The following is a 21,991-nucleotide window of genomic DNA, read 5'->3' as shown; positions in this document are numbered from 1 at the left end:
TCCGGCGCCGGGCCATGCTGGGGTCAGGCCGCATCGGCCCCCCGCAGGGCTGTGGTCGGGGCTGGCGGGGGCGTATCCTCCCAATCCTGCCCGCGCCAGGCATCCTTCAGCGCATGGACGATGAAGCTCAGATTGCCGCGCAGATAGCGGTCCGCGAGCCGGGTCGGCTCCTGAAACAGCCGCCATGCCCATTCGAACCGCGCCCGCTGCACCCAGGCCGGGGCGCGCCGCACCCGTCCGGCGAGGAAGTCGAGCAAAGCGCCGCCGCACAGCACGGGCCGTCCGAACTCCGGCGCCCAGCGCGCCGCCCAGATCTCCTGCCGGGGATTGCCCATGCAGGCGAGCACCAGATCGGCCTTGCTCGCCCCTATGCGGTCGCTCAGGCCCGCTTCCTCCTGCGGGTCGAAGAAACCATGCTGCATTCCCACGATCGAGAGCCGCGGGCACAGGCGGCGCAGCGTCACCGCCGCGCGCTCCGCCACGCCCGGCGCCGCGCCGACCAGGAACAGCCGGAGCCCTTCGGGATGGTCCTTCAGCAGCGCGGGGATGAAGTCCGTGCCGTTGAGGTTGACGGGAAAGGAGCGGCCATAGCGCAACCGGCTCGCCAGATCGACGCCGATGCCGTCGTTCAGCACGAGCGCATTGCTCAGCGCCCCGGCCAGTCGGTCGTCCTTCCGCGCCAGATTGGCCATATGGGCGTTGCAGAAGGCGATGACCTTCGGCCTTTGCGCGCGGACATGGGACCGGATTTCCGCCAGCGCCTCCGTCTGGGAGAGAACGGCGACCTTCACCGGACCGATGGCCCGCTGGCGATGGCCCAATATCTGGTCGTAGATATGCACGATGCGCGCCGAGACCTCCGGCCAGCTATAGCCGCGCAGCGGTTCGGCCGCGTCCTTCAGGGCTCCCCTGACCCTGGCGGTGCGGAAATCCTTGAGCAGCCGCGCGGCCGACAGGAGATCGTCGAAATGCAGGAGCGTGCCGACGCCCAGCTTCTCGCAGGACCGGCGATGCGCCGGAATGTCGCTGGCGGCGGGATAGAGGCCGGCGGAAACCGCCTCGATCAACGATATGCCGAACCCTTCATAGGCGCTGGCGGACGCGAAGATGCTGCTGCGCCCGATCAGCGCGCGAAGCGCCTCGTCGCTGGGGCTGTCGTGGAATTCCACCTTTTGGGATATACCCTGTTCGACGGCGATCCGGCGCAGGTCGGACAGGGCGACGCCCATGGGCTTGCCCGCGACGATCAGCGACCAGGCCGGGTCCAGCGCATTCAACGCGGCGAACCAGCGGATCAGCCGATCGATCCGCTTGTTGGGGGCGATGCGGCCGAAATAGAGGATCGCCCGCGCATCCGGGTCGGCGGCGGCCGCGAACTTGTCGATGTCGACGCCATTTTCCACCAGCGTCAGCCTCTGGCGGCAGATGCGCGCGAAACTGTCCTGATCCGCCTCGCTACAGGCGATCGTCGCGTGGAAGCGGCTCAGCGACAGGCGGGATATGCTGTGGAAATAGACCTGCTTCAGCCGCTGCGCATAATCTGTGTGGAAGAAGCCGCCATGGGTGCTGAGCACCATCGGCTTCTGGTGCAGAAAGCGCGTGAGGGCCAGGAAATCGACGAAGAAATCCATGGCATGGACGTGGATCAGGTCGCAATCGCGCACATGGCGCAGCACCGCCGGCGCAATGGGATAGCGCCGTCCGCCGCGGAAGGGCAGGCGGACGACCTCCACCCCGCCGATCGTTTCTCGCGCGGGCAGTTCCGCGCCATCGCCGTCGAAGATGCGGTTCAGCGTGACCATGCGCACGTCATGGCCCGCCCGCGCCTGCTCCTCGCAGAGGTTGCGGGTGAAATTCTCCAGCCCCCCGATGCCCGGATGATATTGGCGGGAGATATGGACGATCTTCATGCCTGTTCCACGCTTCATGCCGTCACACGATCATGACCGTGCCGATCAACGGCATGCCCAGCATCGACAGCTTGTTGATCGTGGACTTGAGGTCCGCCGTGGTGGTGGCGTCGCGGCTGACGGCCAGTATCGCCACCTCCGCGCCGGCCGCTGCCAGGGCGAGGTCCTCGACATGGCTGGCGTCGACCAGGCACAGGTCGAAATCGGCCATCATATCGGCCAGGTCCCGGCTGTCGGATGCGGCCGCCAGCAGGGACAGTCTGGGGATCGAGGCAGGCCGGACGAAGGCGTGGAGGTCATCTTCCGGATCGGTGGGCGTGACCGGCGTCTGGCCGAGCAGCCGGTGCTGGACGAAGTCCGACTGCTTCATGTCGACGAGCAGCGTCCGCAAGCCGCTCAGCGCCGCCGACACCGCGACATTGGCGGTCAGGATCGCCGCCTCGTCGACCGCGCCGACCGTGAGGACGGCGATGGAGGAGGGCGCCCGCCCGTCCGCCAGGCGGAGCGCGGCCAGCGTCGACTGTATGTCGCGCGCCTGCACCGCCAGCCGGTCTTCCGGGTCGCTGATCGCCACGACCAGCGGATCGACCTGGATCGGCCCCACGGCATTCATCTCGGGCTTTTCGCCCGGGCCGGCGGCGATGAAGATCGCGCCGGGCTGCTCGCTTCTCTCTGTGGATCGGAGTCTCATGACCATTTGGCTCCTTCAAGGCGGAGTTGCTGTCCGATGTGACGGAGGTCGGCCTGTCCCAGCACGGGCACGCCGGTCAGATATGTCATCGCATCGCGGCTGCGGACGCGGGGTTGTAGCCATTCCAGCAGGACCGCCGTGCCGATGGCGAGCATCAGGCCCAATATCGTCATCATCAGCAGCCGCACGGGAATGTTCGGCGCGTTCGGCAGCAAGGGCGCCTCTGCGGCGTTCAGATGCAGCACGTTCAGCGAAGGGATGCTGCTCTTCGCGCGCAGTTCGGCCATTTGCTGCGTCTCGGTCTCATATTGCTTCTTGGCCGATTCCACATTGCTTTCCAGCACGTTGAGCTTGCCCCGGTCGCCCGCGAGCGACAGCATGCGGGCGCGGTGCTGGTTCAGCAGCGACTGCATGGCGCCCCGGTTGGCCGCGGCGGCGGAACTGGCCGCGGACAGGCTGCCCGAAGTCTTGGCCGTTTCCTGCGCCAGTGCCGCCCGCAACTGGGCAAGCTGGGAATTGGCCGCCCGCATCAACTCATGGCTCGGCCCCAGTTCGGCCGACATCTGGCGGATTTCGGCCGACTTGGTCGCGATCTGCGCACGCAATCCCTGGACCACCCCGCTCGACTGCACTTCGGGCATGCTCGCCCCCGCGGCGGCGCGGGCGCCTGCATCGGCGGCGGACGCTTCGGCGGTGGACAATTTGGACGACAATTCGCTCAGCCGCGTGCTTTCCGCATCGATCGCCCCGGTGGAGACAATGCCGTGCTCGCGCTGGAACTTCGCCAGTTCGCTCTGCGCGCTTTCCATCCGCGCCTCGGATTCGCTGAGGCGGGTCTTGAACCAGTCGGCGTAGCGCTTGGCGAAATCATTGCTCATCGACAGGCGGGTCTTGTTGAACGCATCGGCAAAGGCATTCGCCATCTCCGCCGATCTGGCCGCATCGGTGCTGCGATAGGCGATGTCGATGGTGCTGCCCGCCGGGCTGGGCGTGACCTCCAGCCCGCTCTGGACCCGCCGGTTCAACCAGCCCTGGAAGGTCTGGGTTCCGTTGGTCTGGTCGAACCACTGCCTGCGCAGTTCGGGTTCCTTGTCGAGGCCCAGCGCGCGGGTGACATGGCCGGTGATCGCCTCCCCGCGCAATATCTGCGCCTCGGTCGCCAGCATGGCGGCGGGTTCGCCGGCCGCGCGGGTCTCGCCCGGCAGCGGGTCGGGCGCGCGCGTGTCGAACAGCAGCGTGGCCGACGCCACATATTCGCGCGGCGTCATCAATATCCAGATCGCGGTCAGCAGCATGACGCTGCAGAATATCCCCGCCACCAGCCGCCAGCGCTGCAATATCGCGCGGAATATGTCCAATATCAGCATAGTCACTATCCTATTCGATGGCGATCCGGCCTATTCGGCGGCGATCGGGCGATGAAGATCGTTCATGCTGATGATGTTCTCATCGATCTTCTCGCTGTTCTGCGCGGCGAACAGCATGGCCAGCATGAATTGCGGCGCCAGACTGTCCTGGAAGGCGATGCGATCCTCTGCCGCATCGATGATCAGCGCGTCCCGCAACTGGGACAGGATGCGCTCGCCCCGTTCATCCGCCAGCGCGTGCCGGGTGATGAAGCCGTGGGCGGCGGCGGTGCGGGCGATGGTTTCGATCATGCTCCAGTGCGGGCTGTTCGTCGCGATCACCTTGCGGAACAGCGCGGCGTCCTCCGCATTGGTGAGCGCCCAGTCATTGACGGCCCGCGCCACCCCGGCCAGCGTCGCGGGCAGGTCGACCTTCCGCTCCTTCCGCTTGATCACCTCGAAACAGGCGAGGGCGCAGAACAGCCGGACATGATAGGGCGATCCGCAGGCGAGATGGGCGATGGTCTCCCGGCTGGCATCGGTAAAGCCCATGCCGATCGACCCCGCGCCCTTGGCGATGATGTCGAACACCGCCTGGGATTCGATCCGCGAAATCGGGATCACCGACATGTGCCGCCGCAGGGACGCATGGCCCGCGATCAGGGCATCGACCCCCGCCGCGATGCCCACCGCGACGATATGAACCGGCATGGCCGCGTCGGACAGCATCTTCATCAGCCTTGCGACGTCATGTTGCACGGCGCTGTCGGTGATGCGGTCGAATTCGTCCAGGATCAGGATGAAGCGGCGACGGGCGCGCGGCGCGATCTGCTCGACCACGTCCCGCGGATTGACCGGACGGTCCGCGGGCCAGTCGACCGGCGCCCCGGCCAGGGCATCGACATAGGGCCTGATGAGCGCCCCGAAATCCTGATCGGGTTCGCACGCCGAATAGAGCACGACGAAGCCCCGGTCGTCGGCCATATTGGCGAAGACCCGCGCCAGCGACGTCTTGCCGGACCCCCGCGCGCCGTAGATCAGGGCGTGATTTCCCCGATCCAGAACGCCCTCGACCAGCAGTTCCAACTGTTCCTGCCGGCCGTGAAGATGGCTGGAACTGGTGACGGGCTGGGTCGAGTTGAACCCCTTGCGGATGGCCGACCGCAACATGTCGGCCGTCGGGGGCGCCGGGGTGGCGGGCTCGGCGGCGGCGGCGGCGCGGATGGCCGCCATGCGGCGCGCCAGCTCCTTGCTCTGGGGCTTGGGCTTGGGCTTGGGCTGGGGCTGGGGCTTGGGCCTCAGCCACCGCGCTATCCAGGAAAACAGGGGCATTTCGGGTTCCTTCCCAGCCTGATCAGAAGATGCGTTCCTGGACGGTGAAGACGTCGCCCGGCTTCACCAGCATGTCCAGGTCGGCGCGCTTGATCCTCTGGTTGCCGCGGTTGAGGCTGATCTTCTTTTCGGACCCGCCCAATGTCGGCCCGCCCGCCTGCGCCAGCATCTGGCGCAGCGTCATGCCGCTTTCATAGGTGATCTTGCCCGGCTTGTTGACCTGGCCGTAGATGAAGACGTCCTCCGCCTTGGGCACGAACAGCGAATCCCCGGGGCGCAGCATCTGCCCGGTTCCCGTCGCGCTGTTCAGGTCTTCCAGCGGGATGCGGCGGTCTTCCTCGCCCTGGCGCTGCAATATGGCGTAATCCGCGGCATCGGTCCGCGCGCCGCCGGTGCGGGCCAGCATCATCGCGATCGTCTGCGGCCGGTCCAGCGGATAGACACCGGGATTCTGGAGATTGCCGAAGACGGTCACCGCCCGGCTGACATAGCTCACCACCTCCACATTGACGATCGGATTGACGAAATATCCGCCCGCCTTCAACTGATCGCGCACCTTGGTCGCCAGCGCATTGGCGGTCACGCCCTGCGCCACGACTTCCCCGACGCTGGGCAGGGTGACGCTGCCGTCCTCCTTGATCCGGGTTTTGACGTCGAACGGATAGGCGCCGAAGACGGAAACCCTTATCTCGTCATTGGCGCCCAATATGTAGCTGGACGCCAGCGCCGCGCCCGGCGCGGCATTGGCCGCCACCGCCGGAACGGCTGCGGAAAGGGACGCAAGGATCAGGACGGAAAGGGCAGGGAAGATCGGTTTCATGGCCAGTACCTCATAGATCCAGTCCGACGAACAGCAGTCCCGACGTACTTTTGTACCGGAACTGGTCGACGGCCGTTGTTCGCCACTCATGGCGTATCTCCGCCCCGGCATTGAGGCGGCTGCGCAACTGGTAACGATAGCCGGCAAAGACCGCGCGGGTGCGGTCCGACCGGCGCAGCAGCGGTGTGTCGAGCTGCAATTCGCCCTTGAACGATCGGCGGCTGTAGCTTCCGCCGGCCGACAGGCCGGACCGCGCCCCCAGCTTCAGATTGCCGCGCAGGGTGAAGTCGGTCTGCACGATATAGGTCGCGCCCGTATTGCTCTGATTGCGGGAGCTGCGGTCGACATCCAACAGGACCGACAGCCGGTTGGAAGGGGTATAGACCGCCTGCGCCTCCACCCCCAGGCCGGAGAAGTCCGCAATGCCGGGCGCGCGCGGCTTGGTCTTGAAATAATTGGCGCCCAATTGCCAGCTCAGGCGCGGCGCCACGGCCCGGCGGAAGAGGATGCCCGCGCGGTAATTTTCCGCGCCGTCGCGCAGGCCGGGTATCGCCCCGTCGGCATTGGGGCGGCGGAAACGCTCATATTGGAACGTCGCGCGGATTTCGCCCAGGCTTGCCTTGGAATAGCCGATGCCCGCCATCGCCGTGGACGTGTCGATGTCGAATATCCGCCGCGAAGATGCGCTGTTGCTGGTATTCAGATAGCCCACGGCGGCCACGGGGAAGAAACCATAGGGCTTCTCGCAGTCGACCGCGACCCTGTAATCCTGCGTCCGCTGCGTATTGCCGACGACCACGCCCTGATCGGAAAGGTTCGATTGTGCGAAATTCAGCCGCGCCCTGGGCTGCACATGGCAGTAACCTGATACGGACAGATCGGCATCGGCCTGAAGACTGATCCTCTCCCGATCGAGAAATTCGAAACGCTGGTGGAAATCATAGCCCGCCGACCCGATCACCGTCAGCCGGTGAAGACCGAATTGCCGGCGGTAGGTCACGTCGACGCTGGGCGTGATGCGCAGGTCGTCCTGCTCTCCGGCGACCAGGTCGTCATTCTGCCGCAGGATGTTGCTGTCGTAGAGCAGGCGCACGGTCGGCCGGACCCGCAATCCGTCGGGCGGAACCTCCACCTCGGTCTGGGACAGGGCCGCCTGCGGGATCATGAGGGCCGCCGTGGCGGCTGCGCTCATGACGGAAAACTGCTTCATCATGGCTCCCTTGCAACGATATATTTGCTGAGCACCGCGGCCTGCGGACGGGGGCCGCCGGTCGGCTGAACGCTCATCGGATAGCGGGTGCCCCACCAGGCGCCGCCCGCCCAATAGGTCCATCCCATCCAGACGTCGCCATTGGCGCGCAAATGGGCGAGCAGAACCTCCAGCCCGCGCAGGCAATTGTCGTCCGGCGGCGCACCGAATTCGCCCAGGAAGCCGCGATGGCCATTGGTCCGCAGCCATGTCGTCGCACCCGCCAGCCGCGCGTCGATCAGGTCCGGACTGACGCAGCTCGTCGCCGTGCCGGAACTGTCGGCATCCAGATATTGGTGCATCTCGAACGCATAATTGCCGCCGGGATCGCGAAAATCGGCGAAGGCGAGCGCGTTGGAGTTCGATCCGCCCGTGGTCCAGCTATGCGCGCCGCTATATTTGGAACCCGGCACGAGGATGAGATTGGCCGCCCCCGTCCGCCGGATCGCCGCGACGCTGCCGTCCGCCAGCGACCGCCAGGCGGCGGGCGTCATGCCATAGGGCTCGTTCATCAGGCCGAAGGCGACGGCGCCATTGCCCTTGTAATGCTCCGCCAGCCGCTGCCACAGATCGGCCAGCATCGCCGACCCATTGGAAATCTGGTCCAGCCGCTGGCCGCCGTACCGGCCGTAATTATGCACGTCCAGCACGATGGTCCGGAACGGCGCCAGACTGGCGAACGACTTGTCGATCAGGGCCATCTCTGTCGTGGAAAGCGGCTTCAGCGGCTCCGGCTGCACCCGTTCCCAGAGGATCGGCACGCGGACGATCTGCATCCCCATGTCGATGAAGGGCTGGGCCGTCCTTGCGTCGGGATAGACATAATCTTTGCCGAAGACGCCGGGCTTGCGCGCGGAATTGAATTCCCCGCCTGCTATGTTGACGCCCGACAGGGGCGGTTGCCCGGCGGCGGGCTGCTCGGCGGTCAGCGGCAGGGCCAGCAGCATCAGCAGCGGCGCCATGGCGAGGCGAGTCGCCACACTCATCGGATGAAGCCCCTTTGTCGCCATGGCGATGCGCCTGCTTCCCCGCTAGGTGCTGAAGGGAAGGAGACATGATGAGCGCGAAAGGCGACCTGCTCGCAAAGGCCCCAGCCGGCGACGCCCCCGACAGGACGGCGGCGGACGCCCTGCCCTGGTTTCAGGGCGCCGACAGCGTGCCGACCCATTTCGGCATGGTGGGACTGCTCCAGGAAAAGGGGATGGTCGTGGATCTCGGCGCGCCCCAGCCGGGCGGCACGCGGCCGATCCATTACCGGCGGTCTTCCGGCGCGCTGCTGTCGATTTCCGTCCCGCTTTCCATGGCGATCGCGGCGGGCGATTTCCTGCTCGTGAAGTCGCTGACCTGCCCCGACGGCGCGGTGCGGCCGGTCGCGGTGCGCCCGCCGGCCAGCCCGGACTGGATCGCCATAGCCGATCTGGAGGGCATATTGCGACACTATGGCGCGGGCGCATCCCGCTTCGTCCGATGGAGCGCCGGGGCGGGCGCGGCCTGCGGCATTGCCGCGCTGTGCGGGGTCGCGGCGCCCGTCACGGCGCTGGCGGGCATGGTCGCGGGCGTCGCGGCGCTTGGCCTCCATCGCCGGGACCGGCGCGACCGGGGCCGCGTCAGGCGCCTGATCGGCTGAAGCGCTCATACCAGCAGCCCTTCATTGCGATACCAGGCGACGGTGCGGCGGAAGCCCTCCTCCAGCCCCACGGCGGGCCGGAAGCCCAGCGCCTGTTCCGCCCGCGCGATGGAAAAGGCGCGGTTATGCTTGAAGAAGGTCAGGCGGCGGCGGTGCAATGGCGGCTGCACCCCCAGCGGCGCGCAGAGCAGTTCGCAGCCATGGGCGGCCAGGTTGACCAGCCCATAGGGCACGGTGCGCCGGGGCGCGGGCACGTTCAGCACATTGGCGGCGGTCGCGACATAGTCGCGCAACGGCAGATAAGTCTTGCCGCCGATGATGAAGGTGCCGCCCGGCGCCGCGTCGCTCGTCATCGCCAGCAGGAATCCGTCGACCAGATCGTCGATATAGACCGGGTGGAAATTCGGCCGCCGCGATCCGATGAACAGGAAACGGCCCTGCTGCACCATGCGGAACATCTTCAGCATGCGCGTGTCGCCCGGCCCGTAAATGGCGCAGGGGCGGATGATGACGACGTCCATGCCCGGCTGCATCATCGCGTCGCGGCACAGGTCCTCCGCCAGCAGCTTGCTTTCCTGATAGGGGTCGCGCGGGTCGAAGGGCGCGTTTTCGTCCGCCGGCGTCTCCGCCACATCGCCATGCACGCCGATGGACGAGCAATAGACGAAGCGCGCCACCCCTGCCCTGCGCGATTCCGCCAGCAGCGCTGCCGTGCTGTCGCGATTGGCGCTCAGGAACTCCTCCCGCGCGCCTTCCGACCGGTACATGGCGGCGATGTGGAAACAGGCCGTCGCACCCTCCACCAACCGGGCGAAGGCATCGGTGTCGGTCAGCGATCCGCCGATCCATTCGATGCCGCTCTCCCTTTCGGCGGCGCTGGGCGGACGGCGGGTCATGGACCGGACATGATAGCCCATGCCGATCAGCCGCCGCGCCAGCGCGCCGCCGGTGAAGCCGGTCGCGCCGGTGACGGCGACGATGGGGCGTCCGTCCGCGCTCATGCCTTCCTCTCCCGGTCGAAGCGCTGGAGCACCGGATTGCCGATCAGGCTGGTGACGCCGATGCGGCGCAATCCTTCCTCCACCATGCGCACCGGCTTCCCCGCCAGGCGGTGGAGGCCCATGGGCGCGCTGAACTGCTTGAAGCGGCGTCGGGGCGCGAAGCCGTTGCGGCGGAAGGCCTGCTCGATCCGGGCCGGCCAGAAGCTGCGATAGGTGCGCGTGTCCTTCTCGATCAGCCGCTTGATCGGGAAGGTCGCCGCCGACAGCGCATTGGCGCCCATCAATGTCGGATAATCGACGATGACGCTGTAGCGGGCGACGCGACAAAGTTCGTCGATCAGCCTGTCCGGATCGTCGATATGCGCCAGCAGCCTGATGCTGGTGACAAGGTCGAAACGGCCGTCCGGGAAGGGCAGGGCCAGCAGGTCGCCGGTCACATAATCCACCCGGCCGGCATCGGCGCCCTGCAACAATTGTTCGGCGCAATCGGCCGTCGAGCCCAGCACCGTCGTCTGAATTCCCATGTCCAGCAGTCCGCCGACAAGCTGCCCATGGCCGCCGCCGACATCCAGCGCGCTCTGGTGGAGGGGCGGCCCATCGTCGACCAGATCGCGCAGGCCGCGTTCCTGGATGTCGAGCAGATAGGCGCCGGAAGGCCCCGCAAACCGGCGGGCATATTGGACCGACCCCGTTTCCAGATCGGGGGGAGGAAGCAAACCAGTCATGCCGCACCCGCGGTTGCTGCAATGCCAAAGAACGCAGGCGGACATGACTGGCCTGACGGCACGCACCGCCCGCGGGGCGGCAGGGGCCTGACCACGGACGCACCTTTCGTGCCGGGAAGGGCCTGCTTCCCGACATGGGGGCAGGCACGCCGCACGGTTGGGTGCCGCCAGCTGTAGACGTGGAAGCTGCTGTGCGTGGGGACGGGGGTCAGGCGCCGCTCGATCTCACGGGCGATTTCGGGGCGCACGCCCATGGGATTGCGCCACTGATAATCGGACACGATGACGACGCCGTTATCGGTGCAGTCGATGACTTCGGACAGGGCCGCCGGGCTGTCGATCAGCGGACGGCCGGTGCGGAAATCGCTGTTGAAGTCGGTCGGCGGCTTGAGCTCGCCCAGCCGGCTGTGGCTGATGAACAGGTTGAACGGCCCGATATGCGCCAGGGTGCGCAGGTCGTCGCCGGTGACGAGCAGGCTGCTGCCTTGCGCGATCCGCCGCAATTCGGGCGCCGCCCTGTCCCATTCGCCGTCGGGCACCGGCGCGGCAAGGGCGGCGGGCCCTTGCGCAAGGGTCGACGCCATCAGCCGGGCGGAATGGCGGTAGGCGACGTCGCCGCCCATCAGCAGCAGCATCGCCGCGCCCGCCAGCAGGGCTGGACGCAGCGTTCCCCCGCCGCCGAACCGTTCGACCAGCGCGCCGATGGCCAGGCCATAGGCCATGCAGATGAAGGGAAAGACGTAATAGCTGTAGCGCCACGCCTTCATCCCCGCGAAACTGTGGAGCGTCAGGCACAGCATCGCCATGATCGCGCACAGGCTGGCCAGCGAGGGATTGCGCCGCCACGCCGCCGCCAGCGCAACGGGCCAGAGCAGCAGCATGGCGGGCATCTGCGCCCGGAATTCGCGCAGATAATAGAAGGCGTCGTCCTGCGATCCGGTCGCCCAGCGCTCGGCATGGCGATAGCTTTCCAGCGCTGGCCCGGCCTGCGACAGGGCGATGGTTGCGCAGGCCAGCGCGATTGCGCCCAGCACGATCAGGTGCAGCGGGCGCATCGCCGCTATCGTCGCGCGCTGGTCGAACAGCAGCCAGCAGCCCATGGCCAGCGCGGCAATCGCCGTCACCGGTTGCAGATGGGCCGCTATGGCCAGGCAGAGCGCCGTGGCGGCCAGCCAGCCGGGCCTGAACCGGCCCGCAGGCCGCGTGGCGAGGAAAAGGCTTCCCGCCGCGGCCAGTATCATCAGCGCGTGCAGGGCGTAGAAGCGGGCGAAATGCGCGATGTCGAGCGTGTAGCCGGCAAGGCCGAACAGCGCGGCGCCGGCCACTGCGCTCCATATGCCGCCGCTCTGCCGCAGCCACTGGAAGACCAGTCCGACGCTGATGCCCGAAAAGAGCAGCGAGGGAATGCGCGCCACCCAGAGGTCGGATCGCCCGAACAGATCGAAACTGCCGCCGACGATGGCGGTGAACAGCCGCGCCCGTTCGTAACGGCCGTCCAGGATCGCGAAGCTGCCGTCCGCGGCCCAGCTGCGCCCCGCCAGCAGATGGTAGAATTCGTCGATATGGGCGGGGCGCGTCTGAATGGTCAGCCCATAGACCAGGCAGGCCAGCAACCCCGCGGCCAGGGCAGGGGCCGCTCCCGGCAGGGCCATGGACGCGCGCCGGCCATCCTGCGACGGCAGGGCGGCGTGCGATCCCAGATGCTCCGATGTGGTGGCCATGAATATGATCTCATATCCGGCAAAAGCCGACAGGATGTTCGATGGCGCAAGAATTCGATCTAACCGAATTTAAGTCAATATAGGGGAGAACGCCTAGCCGTAGGTATGACTACATAATGGTATGTTTCTGAAATTTATGTGAATGTGTTTCCAAGGTCGCTGAATCGATTGGCGTTGAACCCGATTGTGGAAATCATAAGGGGCATCGCCGGCAATATTATATAATATTGTAGGAATGGACGCATGGTCGATGTTTCGATTGTCGTTCCTCTTTATAATGAAGAGGACAATGTACGGCTTTTGCATGAAGCGATCAGCAATGCATTGACCGACTTCCGGCCCAGCTATGAAGTCGTGCTGGTCGATGACGGCAGCAGGGACGCGACCTTTATCCGCGCGGCGGAAGTCGCTGAGCGGGACGGGCGCGTGCGCATCGTCAAGTTCCGCGGCAATTACGGCCAGACCGCCGCGATGGCGGCCGGCATCCAGAATGCCCGCGGCGACATCATCGTCACCATGGACGGCGATCTGCAGAACGATCCGCTGGACATACCCCGCATGGTCGAACTGATCGACGCCGGGCACGACATCGTCGTCGGCTGGCGCAGGAAGCGGCAGGATGGCGGGCTGCGCGTCTTCGTGTCGAAATGCGCCAACCGCATCATGGCCCGGCTGATGGGCGTGGCGGTGCGGGACAGCGGCTGTTCGCTGAAGGCCTTCCGCAGCATCCTCATCAAGCAATTGCCCATGTATGGAGAAATGCACCGCTTCATTCCGGCCCTCTCCCGCCTGGCCGGGGCGCGTCTGGCGCAGATCGAGGTGCGGCACCATCCGCGCCAGTTCGGCGTCTCCAAATATGGCTTCTCGCGCATCTACAAGGTGATGCTGGACATCGTGTCGATCCGCATCCTGCTCAGCTTCGTGCGGCGGCCCATGGCTTGGCCGCGCCATATGATCGTCGGCATCACCCTGCTTGGCCTGCTGTCCGTCGCGGCGGCGGTCTGGGGCGGGGGGCTGGCGCTGCCGATGCTGGCCATCGGCGTGCTCTGGCTGTCGCTGGCGCTGTTCCTGCTGGGATGGGCGGTGATTGGGCAGATGCTCGCCAGCCTGACCGGCAATGTTTCGGGTTTCGCGTCGCTGGGCGCGAAACTGTCGGCCCAAATCAAATTGGGGGATTGAACAATGGTTGCCACGGCAAAGCTGGACCTGGTCGAAGTCATGGACATTTCCGTCATCGTCCCGGTCCTCAAGCGTTTCGACGATGTCGCCCGCGTCTATGCCGAATATCGGGACAGGGTTGCATCCTCGGGGAAAAGTTACGAGTTCATCTTCGTCATCGACGGACAGCCGGACTATCCGGTCGCCACGCTGGAACAACTGCAACGCGACGGCGAACCCATAGAGATCATCCGCTTCGGCCGGGAGTTCGGGGAATCCGCCTGCCTGCGCGAAGGCATCCGCCAGTCGAGCGGGCGGCACCTGCTGTTCCTGCCCGCTTATTTCCAGATCGGCGGCGCGGCGATCTCCGAACTTCTGGATCATCTGGACGAAGCCGACGTCGTCGCCGCCCGCCGCGACAGGCGGGCGGACGCCATGTTCAACCGGCTGCGCGGCTGGGGCTTCCAGAAGATGGCGCGCTTCGCCGGAGCCAAATATGACGATCCCGGATGCCTCGTCCGCGCCGTCCACCGCAGCGTCTTCGACGAAATCCCGATCCAGGATGAGAAGCAGCGCTTCCTGCCCCTGCTGGCGGAGGTGCATGGCTTCAAGGTCGTCCAGCTCACCCTGCCGCAGGCCGAAAGCGACGCTGGCCGGCCGCAGCACAAGCCGGGCGTCTATTTCGACGTGATGATGGACCTGATGGCGGTCGGCTTCCTCGTCCGCTTCATGCAGCGCCCCTTCCGCTTCTTCGGCACGGTGGGCGCGGCGTCGATCCTGAGCAGCCTGGTCCTGATGGCTTTCCTGCTGTTCCAGCGGGAGGTCAGCAATATCCCGCTGGGCGACCGCCCGCTGCTGGTGCTGGTCGTGCTGCTGCTGGTGCTGGGCATCCAGATCGCGGCGATCGGCCTGATCGCGGAGATCGTCATCTTCACCCGCGGCGACGGCAAGCAGCATTATCGGATCGAGAAGATCGTGGAGCATGTGTCCGCCGATGCCTGAAACCGTCATCATAGGGGCGGGCATCCAGGGCGCCACGCTGGCGCTCGCCGCGCTCGAACGGGGCGTGTGCCCGATCCTCGTCGATCGGGACGACCAGCCCTCCGGCGCGTCCGTCAACAGCTATGGCATCGTCCATGGCGGGCTGCGCTACCTCCAGTCGATGAACATCCCCCGCTGGGTGCGCAGCCGCCGCGCGCAGAACTGGTATATCGACCGCTACCCCCATCAGGTGCGGCCGCTGCGCTGCGTGATGCCGCTTTATGCCGGCGCCCCCCGCTCGCCCCGGCTGTTCGCCCTTGCGCGAGGCTTCGACCGGCTGCTGCGAACGGCGCTTGGCCAGCATGTGCCGCTTCCCGAAGATGGCGCCTGTTCGCGGCAGGAGGTCTTGCAGGCCTATGACGTCGCATCCCATGGCCTGCTGGGCGGCGCGGTCTGGTACGATGCGCAGTTGCTGAACCCGCCCGCGCTGTTGAGGGAAATGCTGGCCGAAGTGGAGCAGCGCGGCGGCGTCGTGTTGCGCTCCACCGAAGTCACCGGCCTGATCGAGCAGGGCGGCCGCCTCCAGGCCGTCCTGTTGCGCAACGCAAGCGACGGGCGCGAACAGAGGATCGCCGCCGACCGGCTGTTCGATTGCGGCGGCGCGCAGGCGGGACGCTGCATGGGGCCGGCGCGCCGGGTGCCGAGCGCGGCGGTCCTCGCCTTCAACCTGCTGATGGACATTCCCGCGCCCCCCGCCAGCGACGCCTACGCCCTGTCGCCCACGCCGGGGCGCGGACGCAGCTTCTTCTTTCGCCGTTATGGCGCCGCGACGCTCGTCGGCACTTTCTACCGTCCCGCGCCCGGCATCCTTTCGCCCGAACCCACGGCGGAGGATGTCCGGTCCGCCCTCTCATCCATCCGCCAGTGCCTGCCCAATGTCGAACTGGACGAAGGATCGGTGCTGGCCACCTATGCCGGCCTGCTGCCGGACCGCGACGGCAGCGGCCGGGCGCTTCATCCGGGCGACCGGCATCTGCGTCCGGGGCCGGAGGGCTATCATATGCTGGTCAGCGGCAAGCTGACCACCGCGCCGCTGCTGAGCGAACAGGTGGCGCGCCGCCTGTGGCCTGCCGCGCCCTTGCCGCGAACCGGCGGATGGCGGCCGCGCCATGCCTGAGCTGATGATCGACGCGCACGTCCATCTGCATCCCGGCGACGATCCGCGGGACCGGCTGATGCAGGCGCATGGGCGCATGATGGCGGCCGCCGGGAAGGACTGCCTGCCCGTCTTCATGCTGGCGGAGCAGCAGGGCTGCAACGCGTTCGGAATGCTGAAGGCATCGGGCCGGTCGACCGCGGAACCGGAAAGCCTGTGGCTGGAAACCGGTTCCGCCGACATATTGGTGCTGGCCGGCCGGCAGGTCGTCAGCGCCGAACGGCTGGAGATACTGGCGCTGGCCACCGCCGCCGGTTTCGCCGACGGCGCGCCGGCCGAACAATTGGTCGCTGCGATGGGCGCGGCGGACGCGCTGACCATCCTTCCCTGGGGCGTCGGCAAATGGGCCGGCGCGCGAGGACGGCTGGTCGACAGGCTGCTGGCCGGCGATCCGGAAGGCCGGTTGCTGTTGGGCGACAATGGCGGGCGCCCCGCCTTCTGGCCGGAACGCCGCTTCCGCCACCGGACGGTGCTGCGCGGATCGGACCCCCTGCCATTGCGCGGCGATGCGCGGCGGATCGGGACTTTCGGAACCATCCTGCATGGCGGGCTTTCGGCCGACCGGCCCGGACGCGACCTGCGCGCGCTCATCCGTTCGGCCGGGCGGCAGGCGCGGCATTATGGCGCTCTTGCAAGCCCGCTGCATTTCCTCGGCAACCAGCTTCGCCTGAGGATGGCCTCATGAAGATATTGATGCTGGCGCCCCAGCCCTTTTACGAGGAACGCGGCACGCCCATTGCCGTGCGCATGGCGGCCGAAGCTCTGGCGGCGCAGGGGCATGAGGTCGCGCTGCTGAGCTTCCATGAAGGGCGCGACGTGCCGATGCCCGGCGTGCGGCATCACCGCATCGCCGCCCCGCCGGGCGTCCGCAATGTCCCCATCGGTTTTTCGCTCGGGAAGCTGGTCTGCGACCTCTGGATGCTCTTTGCCGCGGTCGGCCTGCTTCGGCGTTATCGCCCTGACGTCATCCATGCCGTCGAGGAAGCGGCCTTCTTCGCGCTGCCCTTGTCCCGGCTGTTCGGAACGCGCCTCGTCTATGACGCGGACTCGATCCTGAGCGAGCAGATCGTCGAAAAATGGCCGCGGGCCCGCGCCATCGCCTGGATCGTCGAACGGTGCGAGCAATTCGCCTTCCGCCGCAGCGACCTGGTGATCGCCGTCTGCCCCGCCATCCAGCAGAGCGCCAGCCGCTCCGCAGCCGCCGATCGCATCCACCTGCTGCCCGACGTGGCGATGGAAGGGCCCGCCACCGCGGCGCCGGTCGAAGACCTGCGCCCGAACGCAAAGGATCGCCCGCTCGCGCTTTATGTCGGCAACCTCGAATCCTATCAGGGCGTCCACCTGCTGATCCAGGCGATGGCGGCGCTTGCGCCTGCCGAGCGTCCCGCGCTGGTCGTGATCGGCGGCAAGGCGGATCATGTCGCGCAGCATCGGCAACTCGCCCTGCAATGCGGGCTGGAAGGCGATGTGCGCCTGCTTGGCCCGCGCCCGCTCGATGGCCTCGGCCGCTATCTGGCGCAGGCCGACATCCTCTGTTCGCCGCGGCTGAAGGGCCGGAACACGCCGATGAAGATCTTCTCCTACATGGCGTCGGGCAAGGCGCTGCTGGCGACCAACATCGAAAGCCATTCCCAGGTTCTGGACGCGCGTTGCGCCATGCTGACGCCCGCGACGGCGCAGGACCTGGCGCAAGGGTTGCGGCGGCTCTGCGCCGACGACGCGCTGAGGGCGAGGCTGGGGGAGGCCGCCGCCGCAAGGGCGCGGCTCGACTATGGCCATGCCGCCTTCGTCGACCGGCTGCGGCGCGCCTATGCCGTGCTTTCGCCGGATGCGGGCACGCCCCCTCCGCCCACCGCGCTGGAGGCCGCATGACGGCGGTCGGCGCCAACGCGCGGGCGACCAACAAGGCCGCCTCCAGCCTGTTCGCCGCGCTGGGCTTCGGCCTGTCGGGCGCGGCCTTCACCCTGGGCATGCTGCTGCTGGCGCGGGAACTGCCGGTGGAGGCTTATGGCCGCTTCACCCTGGCCGTCGCCCTGTTCAATATCTTCGGCCTGCTGACGCCGCTGGGCGTCGACCAGCTGTTCCTGCGCGGACCGATGCGCGCGGGCAAAGGATTGCTGGCTTTCCTGATCTTCTCCGGCCTTGTGGTGGGCGGACTGGTGGGCATGGCGGCAGGCCTGCTGGGCGGACTGCATCCGGCGGAGGCATGGCTGACCGCGCTGGCGATTGCCGGCGGCGGGCTGGTCGCGGCGACCAGCACCGGCCTTCGCGCGCGGGCCGTGCCCGGCGCCTCCATGCTGCTTGCGATTTCGGCCAGTTTCGTCCTGTTGCTGGCCGGGACCGCGGCCGTCGTCTTCGGCCTGAAGGACGGGACGGCGCCTCTTGCCATATTCGCCGCCGGAAACATCGTCTTCGGCGCGATCGGCTGGGGCCTTCTGCGCCGCAGGGCGAAGGACGGCGATGCCGTCCACCCCGCCCGCCGCTGGCGCGAGGCGGGATCGATGCTGGGCCTCGTCGCCCTCGGCACGGTGTCGCTTCAGGTCGAACGGATCATCATCCCGATCCCGCTGGACCTGAAGGAACTGGCGCTGTTCGGCGTGCTGGCGTCGGTCGCGATCTTTCCCTTCCGCCTGCTCGCGTCCGGCGTCGGCTTCACCCTCGCCCCGCGCCTGATCGGTGCGCAGCGGGCGCGCCGGCAGGCCGTCGTGCTGGCGGAGGCCAGGCCGCTGCTGGCGGTGATCGTCGTGGCGACGGCGGGCCTTGTCGCCTGCGGCCCGTGGATCGCCGCCATAGTGACAGGCGGCCTCTATGCCATCGGCCCGGCCCTGATCCTCGCCGCCTGTGCGAACGGCGTGGGGAAGGTCGCCATGGCCTTCCCCCGGGCGATGCTCACGGCGGCGGGATCGCCCGCCGATCTGGTGCTGCTCAACGGATGGGGGGTGGTGGGTCTGGCGCTGACGGTCTGCGGCGCGCTGGCCGGGGCCGCCTGCGGAATCACCGGGCTGCTATGGGGGGCGACGCTGGGCGGCGCGATCCCGACGCTGTTCACGCTGCACCTCGCCTGGCGTCGGCTTGGAAAGGATTGAGAAATGACCACCCAGATGGGCTTTGCTGAGATGATGCAGTCGCTGCACGCCGGATCGGCGGCGCTCGACTACCGCAAGACCGGCCGGCTGCTGCGCGAGATGGAGGCGCAGGCGGGCGTGCACGTGGCGTTGATGGGCAATGTCACGCTGGACCTTCTCACCCCCTTCCTGCGCGTGGAGGCGGCGAAGGTCGGCCAGATGTCCGCATTCCATGTCAGCCCCTTCGGCCAATATATGCAGGACCTGCATGGCGAGGCGCTCCAGCGCTTCGACCCCCATGTCATCGTCCTGCTGCTGTCGGCGCAGGCGATGCGGCCCGACGCCTTCGAACGGTTCCACCAGCTCTCCGTCGAGGACCGTCATCGCCTGCGCGACGACATGATGGCGGAGGTGGAGGGCTGGATCGACAGCGCGGTCATGCGCACCGCGGCGACGCTGATCGTCGCCAATTTCCCCTGTCCTTCCAGTGCGCTGGGCGTCGCGGACCTCAGCAGCGATTATGGCGAGCGCGAATTCTTCCTGGACCTGAACCTGGCGCTGCTCCGCGCCGTGCGGGCGCGCCCCAGGGCGATGATGCTCGACGTGGTCGAGGCGATGGGCCGGGTCGGCACGCGCCAGGCGGTGGACCGGCGGATGCACTATATCGCCGGATTGGGCTGGACGGACGCGATGATGCGGGAATTCGGCGCGGTCTTCGCCCATGCGCTGGTCGGCGCGCTCGGCGCCGCGCGCAAATGCCTGGTGCTGGACCTCGACAACAGCCTGTGGGGCGGGGTGGTGGGCGAGGACGGCCCCCATGGCATCCGCGTCGGCCGCGGCGACATGGTGGGGGAGGCGTTCCGCGCCTTCCAGCTCAGGATCAAGGCGCTGAAGGAACGCGGCATCCTGCTCGCATTGTGCAGCAAGAACAATCCGGAAGATGTCGAGGAAGTGTTTCGCCTGCGTGACGACATGCCGCTGCAATTGTCGGATATGGCGGCGACGGCGATAGGCTGGGACAGCAAATATACGGGGATCGGGAAGATTGCGAGGCAGCTCAACATCGGTCTGGACGCGCTGGTGTTCCTCGACGACAACGCGGCGGAGATTGCGGCCGTGCGGCAATATTGCCCGGATGTCCATGCCGTGCTGCTGCCGCCCGATCCATCCGACTATGTCGACATATTGGACGCGCTGCCCTGGTTCGAGAAAAGCCGCCTGACGGCGGAGGACAGGGCCAGGACCGAACATTATGCGCTGGCCGCCGGGCGGGATGCGCTGTGCGCGTCCTGCGACCCGATGGACTATCTGCGCGGGCTCGACATGCGCGCGGCGATCCGCGACGCCGGGCCGGCCGACCTGTTGAGGGTGCATCAGCTCTTCAACAAGACCAACCAGTTCAACCTGACCACGGGCCGCCCCACCATGGGGGAGGTGGAGGCGATGATGACCGACCCGGCATGGCAGCTCATCGTGGCGGATCTGCGCGACCGCTTCGGGCAATTGGGCACAGTGGCGATCTGCGCCCTGAGGCGGGAGGGCGCGGCGCTCCATATCCGGCATTTCCTGATGAGCTGCCGCGCCATGGGCCGGGGCCTGGAACATGCCGTGATGAACGATGTCAAGCGCCGCTTTCTGGAAAGCGACGCCGCATCCCTGCACGGCAGCCATGTTCCGACGGCCAAGAACGGCCCGGTGCGCGGCTTTTTCGACGATCAGGGCTTTGCCGCCGCCGATGGCGGCGACCGCACCGACTATGCGCTTTGCCGGGCGGATGTCGCGTTCAGGGATTGCGACTGGATCATGCTGGAGACGAAATAATGGCTGTGAACATGGACGACCTGCTGAACCTTGTCGGCGACATCATCGAAGTCGATCCGTCCCGGATCGACCTGCGTCTCGACCGGGACGATGTGCCCGGCTGGGATTCGCTGGCCCATCTGCGGATCATCACCGCGTTCGAGGCGCAATATGGCGTGCGCCTCAGCATGGACCAGATCGCCGAGATCCGCACGGTGGAACAATTGTCGCGGACATTGGGCGAGGCGTGACGCCATGCGCATGGGTGTCGCCATACGCCGCTTCGCCATTCCGGGCTTCGTGCACAGCCTCTACCATCTGTTCGCCGGGCGCGCGATCGTCAGCCCGCGCGCGGAACTGGAATGGAGCAGGCTGCTGAAGATCGGCCGCAGGTCCCAGATCAGCTCCTTCGTGAAGATCAAGGCGAGCGAAGGGCCCGTGCGGATCGGGGAGCGGACCGACATAGGCTGCGGCGTGTTCATCGCCGGGCACAGCCATGGCATCGTCATCGGCGACGACTGCCTGATCAGCCCGAACGTCTCCATCATCGGCGTCAATTACCGCTATGACCGCGCCGACCGGCTGATCCGCGAACAGGGGTTGCAGTCGGGCGGCCCGACCAGCATCGGCAACAATGTCTGGATCGGCGCGGGCGCGGTGATCCTGGACAACAGCCAGATAGAGGATGGCGCGATCATCGCGCCCAATGCAGTGGTGTCGGGCCGGGTGCCGGCCATGTCGGTCATGTCGGGCAATCCCGCCAAACTGGTGTTCACGCGCCGATGAGACTGTTCGTCACCGCCCGGCTCGACGACCTCTATGCGCGATGGACCCGCTGGCGCCTGCGGGCGGCGGGCGGCAAGGCGGGCCGGGCCTTGCGGGTGCGCGGCGGCGTCCCCTATCTCGCCGGGCAGCTTATCCTGGGGGAGGCTGTGCGCCTGCGCAACGAGCCTGCCCGCATCAGGCTGAAGACCGCCGGAAACGGCCGGATCGTCCTGGGCGATCAGGTATCGCTCAACAGCGGCGTCACCATCTTCAGCGCCGCCAGTGTGGAGATCGGCGCCTTCAGCCGGATCGGGGATCATGCCAGCCTGTTCGACACCAGCTTCCATGCCGTGCATGAAGGGCATGCCGCCCGGCCCCGGCCGATCCGCATAGGCCGCAATGTCTGGATCGGGCGCAACGCCACGATCCTGCCGGGCGTGTCGATCGGGGATCACAGCGTCATCGCCGCGGGCGCCGTGGTGTTCCAGGATGTTCCCCCCCGCCAGCTCTGGCGCGGCAATCCGGCCAGTTTCGTCAAGCATGTCCGCGCGGGCGACGACTTCATAAGACAATAAGGGAAGCAT

The 21,991-nt window shown here is 67.2% G+C and carries 21 protein-coding genes; 11 read left to right on the top strand and 10 right to left on the bottom strand.

Annotated features, from left to right (window positions below; translation table 11 throughout):
• Positions 1-23: 23 nt before the first annotated feature.
• The 7 genes from EWH10_RS15070 to EWH10_RS15040 are packed head-to-tail and all read right to left on the bottom strand — an operon-like array spanning position 24 to position 8,334.
• Complete coding sequence (locus tag EWH10_RS15070; protein WP_025547678.1) at positions 24-1,910, bottom strand: WecB/TagA/CpsF family glycosyltransferase; 1,887 nt, start codon at positions 1,908-1,910, stop codon at positions 24-26.
• Positions 1,911-1,932: 22 nt separating this feature from the next.
• Positions 1,933-2,601, bottom strand: a complete 669-nt coding sequence (locus EWH10_RS15065) for a tyrosine-protein kinase family protein (RefSeq protein ID WP_037481691.1) — start codon at positions 2,599-2,601, stop codon at positions 1,933-1,935.
• Positions 2,598-3,968 carry an exopolysaccharide biosynthesis protein gene (locus tag EWH10_RS15060; protein WP_025547675.1) on the bottom strand — a complete coding sequence of 457 codons (1,371 nt, stop codon included), beginning with the start codon at positions 3,966-3,968 and terminating at the stop codon, positions 2,598-2,600. Before EWH10_RS15060 ends, EWH10_RS15065 begins: the two co-directional genes overlap by 4 nt.
• Before the next feature lie 30 nt (positions 3,969-3,998).
• Positions 3,999-5,279: an ATP-binding protein gene (locus EWH10_RS15055; RefSeq protein ID WP_065847244.1), complete on the bottom strand. Its 1,281-nt coding sequence runs from the start codon at positions 5,277-5,279 to the stop codon at positions 3,999-4,001.
• A 22-nt stretch (positions 5,280-5,301) separates the two neighbouring features.
• Positions 5,302-6,099, bottom strand: a complete 798-nt coding sequence (locus EWH10_RS15050; protein ID WP_065847242.1) for an SLBB domain-containing protein — start codon at positions 6,097-6,099, stop codon at positions 5,302-5,304.
• A 10-nt stretch (positions 6,100-6,109) separates the two neighbouring features.
• Positions 6,110-7,309 (bottom strand): outer membrane beta-barrel protein, encoded by a 1,200-nt coding sequence (locus tag EWH10_RS15045; RefSeq protein ID WP_065847240.1) that lies wholly within the window; start codon positions 7,307-7,309, stop codon positions 6,110-6,112.
• On the bottom strand, positions 7,309-8,334 hold the full coding sequence (locus EWH10_RS15040; protein ID WP_065847263.1) for a glycoside hydrolase family 5 protein: 1,026 nt from the start codon (positions 8,332-8,334) through the stop codon (positions 7,309-7,311). Before EWH10_RS15040 ends, EWH10_RS15045 begins: the two co-directional genes overlap by 1 nt.
• Before the next feature lie 71 nt (positions 8,335-8,405).
• Between EWH10_RS15040 and EWH10_RS15035 the strand changes: the two genes are divergently transcribed.
• A complete protein-coding gene (locus EWH10_RS15035; protein WP_237764072.1) occupies positions 8,406-8,975 on the top strand; it encodes a hypothetical protein in 570 nt (189 codons plus the stop codon).
• A gap of 5 nt (positions 8,976-8,980) precedes the next feature.
• Here EWH10_RS15035 and EWH10_RS15030 read toward each other — a convergent pair whose 3' ends face one another.
• From EWH10_RS15030 to EWH10_RS15020, 3 genes are read right to left on the bottom strand one after another with little or no spacing between them, the layout of a single operon-like run.
• The gene (locus tag EWH10_RS15030; RefSeq protein WP_025547668.1) at positions 8,981-9,976 is read right to left on the bottom strand and encodes an NAD-dependent epimerase/dehydratase family protein; all 996 of its coding nucleotides are present in this window, start codon (positions 9,974-9,976) and stop codon (positions 8,981-8,983) included.
• Entirely contained in the window at positions 9,973-10,701 is a 729-nt protein-coding gene (locus EWH10_RS15025; protein ID WP_065847398.1) for a methyltransferase domain-containing protein, read from the bottom strand. The genes EWH10_RS15030 and EWH10_RS15025 overlap by 4 nt, the downstream gene beginning before the upstream one ends.
• The gene (locus EWH10_RS15020; protein WP_065847401.1) at positions 10,698-12,422 is read right to left on the bottom strand and encodes an ArnT family glycosyltransferase; all 1,725 of its coding nucleotides are present in this window, start codon (positions 12,420-12,422) and stop codon (positions 10,698-10,700) included. The genes EWH10_RS15025 and EWH10_RS15020 overlap by 4 nt, the downstream gene beginning before the upstream one ends.
• A gap of 243 nt (positions 12,423-12,665) precedes the next feature.
• On the opposite strand from EWH10_RS15020, the gene EWH10_RS15015 reads away from it, so the two are divergent.
• The 10 genes from EWH10_RS15015 to EWH10_RS14970 are packed head-to-tail and all read left to right on the top strand — an operon-like array spanning position 12,666 to position 21,982.
• Positions 12,666-13,601 (top strand): glycosyltransferase family 2 protein, encoded by a 936-nt coding sequence (locus EWH10_RS15015; protein WP_025547665.1) that lies wholly within the window; start codon positions 12,666-12,668, stop codon positions 13,599-13,601.
• Positions 13,602-13,604: 3 nt separating this feature from the next.
• Positions 13,605-14,582, top strand: a complete 978-nt coding sequence (locus EWH10_RS15010; protein WP_025547663.1) for a glycosyltransferase family 2 protein — start codon at positions 13,605-13,607, stop codon at positions 14,580-14,582.
• Positions 14,575-15,738, top strand: a complete 1,164-nt coding sequence (locus EWH10_RS15005) for an FAD-dependent oxidoreductase (protein WP_065847412.1) — start codon at positions 14,575-14,577, stop codon at positions 15,736-15,738. The genes EWH10_RS15010 and EWH10_RS15005 overlap by 8 nt, the downstream gene beginning before the upstream one ends.
• Positions 15,731-16,462 (top strand): hypothetical protein, encoded by a 732-nt coding sequence (locus tag EWH10_RS15000; protein WP_025547660.1) that lies wholly within the window; start codon positions 15,731-15,733, stop codon positions 16,460-16,462. The genes EWH10_RS15005 and EWH10_RS15000 overlap by 8 nt, the downstream gene beginning before the upstream one ends.
• Positions 16,459-17,649 carry a glycosyltransferase family 4 protein gene (locus tag EWH10_RS14995; protein ID WP_065847405.1) on the top strand — a complete coding sequence of 397 codons (1,191 nt, stop codon included), beginning with the start codon at positions 16,459-16,461 and terminating at the stop codon, positions 17,647-17,649. Before EWH10_RS15000 ends, EWH10_RS14995 begins: the two co-directional genes overlap by 4 nt.
• A complete protein-coding gene (locus tag EWH10_RS14990; RefSeq protein ID WP_025547659.1) occupies positions 17,646-18,863 on the top strand; it encodes a polysaccharide biosynthesis protein in 1,218 nt (405 codons plus the stop codon). The genes EWH10_RS14995 and EWH10_RS14990 overlap by 4 nt, the downstream gene beginning before the upstream one ends.
• Positions 18,864-18,866: 3 nt before the next feature.
• Positions 18,867-20,663, top strand: a complete 1,797-nt coding sequence (locus EWH10_RS14985) for an HAD-IIIC family phosphatase (protein WP_025547657.1) — start codon at positions 18,867-18,869, stop codon at positions 20,661-20,663.
• Positions 20,663-20,893: an acyl carrier protein gene (locus EWH10_RS14980; protein WP_025547655.1), complete on the top strand. Its 231-nt coding sequence runs from the start codon at positions 20,663-20,665 to the stop codon at positions 20,891-20,893. Before EWH10_RS14985 ends, EWH10_RS14980 begins: the two co-directional genes overlap by 1 nt.
• Positions 20,894-20,897: 4 nt before the next feature.
• Positions 20,898-21,428, top strand: coding sequence for an acyltransferase (locus tag EWH10_RS14975; RefSeq protein ID WP_025547653.1), 531 nt, complete (start codon positions 20,898-20,900; stop codon positions 21,426-21,428).
• Positions 21,425-21,982: an acyltransferase gene (locus EWH10_RS14970; RefSeq protein ID WP_048575521.1), complete on the top strand. Its 558-nt coding sequence runs from the start codon at positions 21,425-21,427 to the stop codon at positions 21,980-21,982. Before EWH10_RS14975 ends, EWH10_RS14970 begins: the two co-directional genes overlap by 4 nt.
• Positions 21,983-21,991 lie beyond the last annotated feature (9 nt).

The organism is Sphingobium fuliginis (genome assembly GCF_004152845.1).
Classification (GTDB): domain Bacteria; phylum Pseudomonadota; class Alphaproteobacteria; order Sphingomonadales; family Sphingomonadaceae; genus Sphingobium; species Sphingobium fuliginis.
This window is presented reverse-complemented; position numbering and strand designations above follow the sequence as displayed.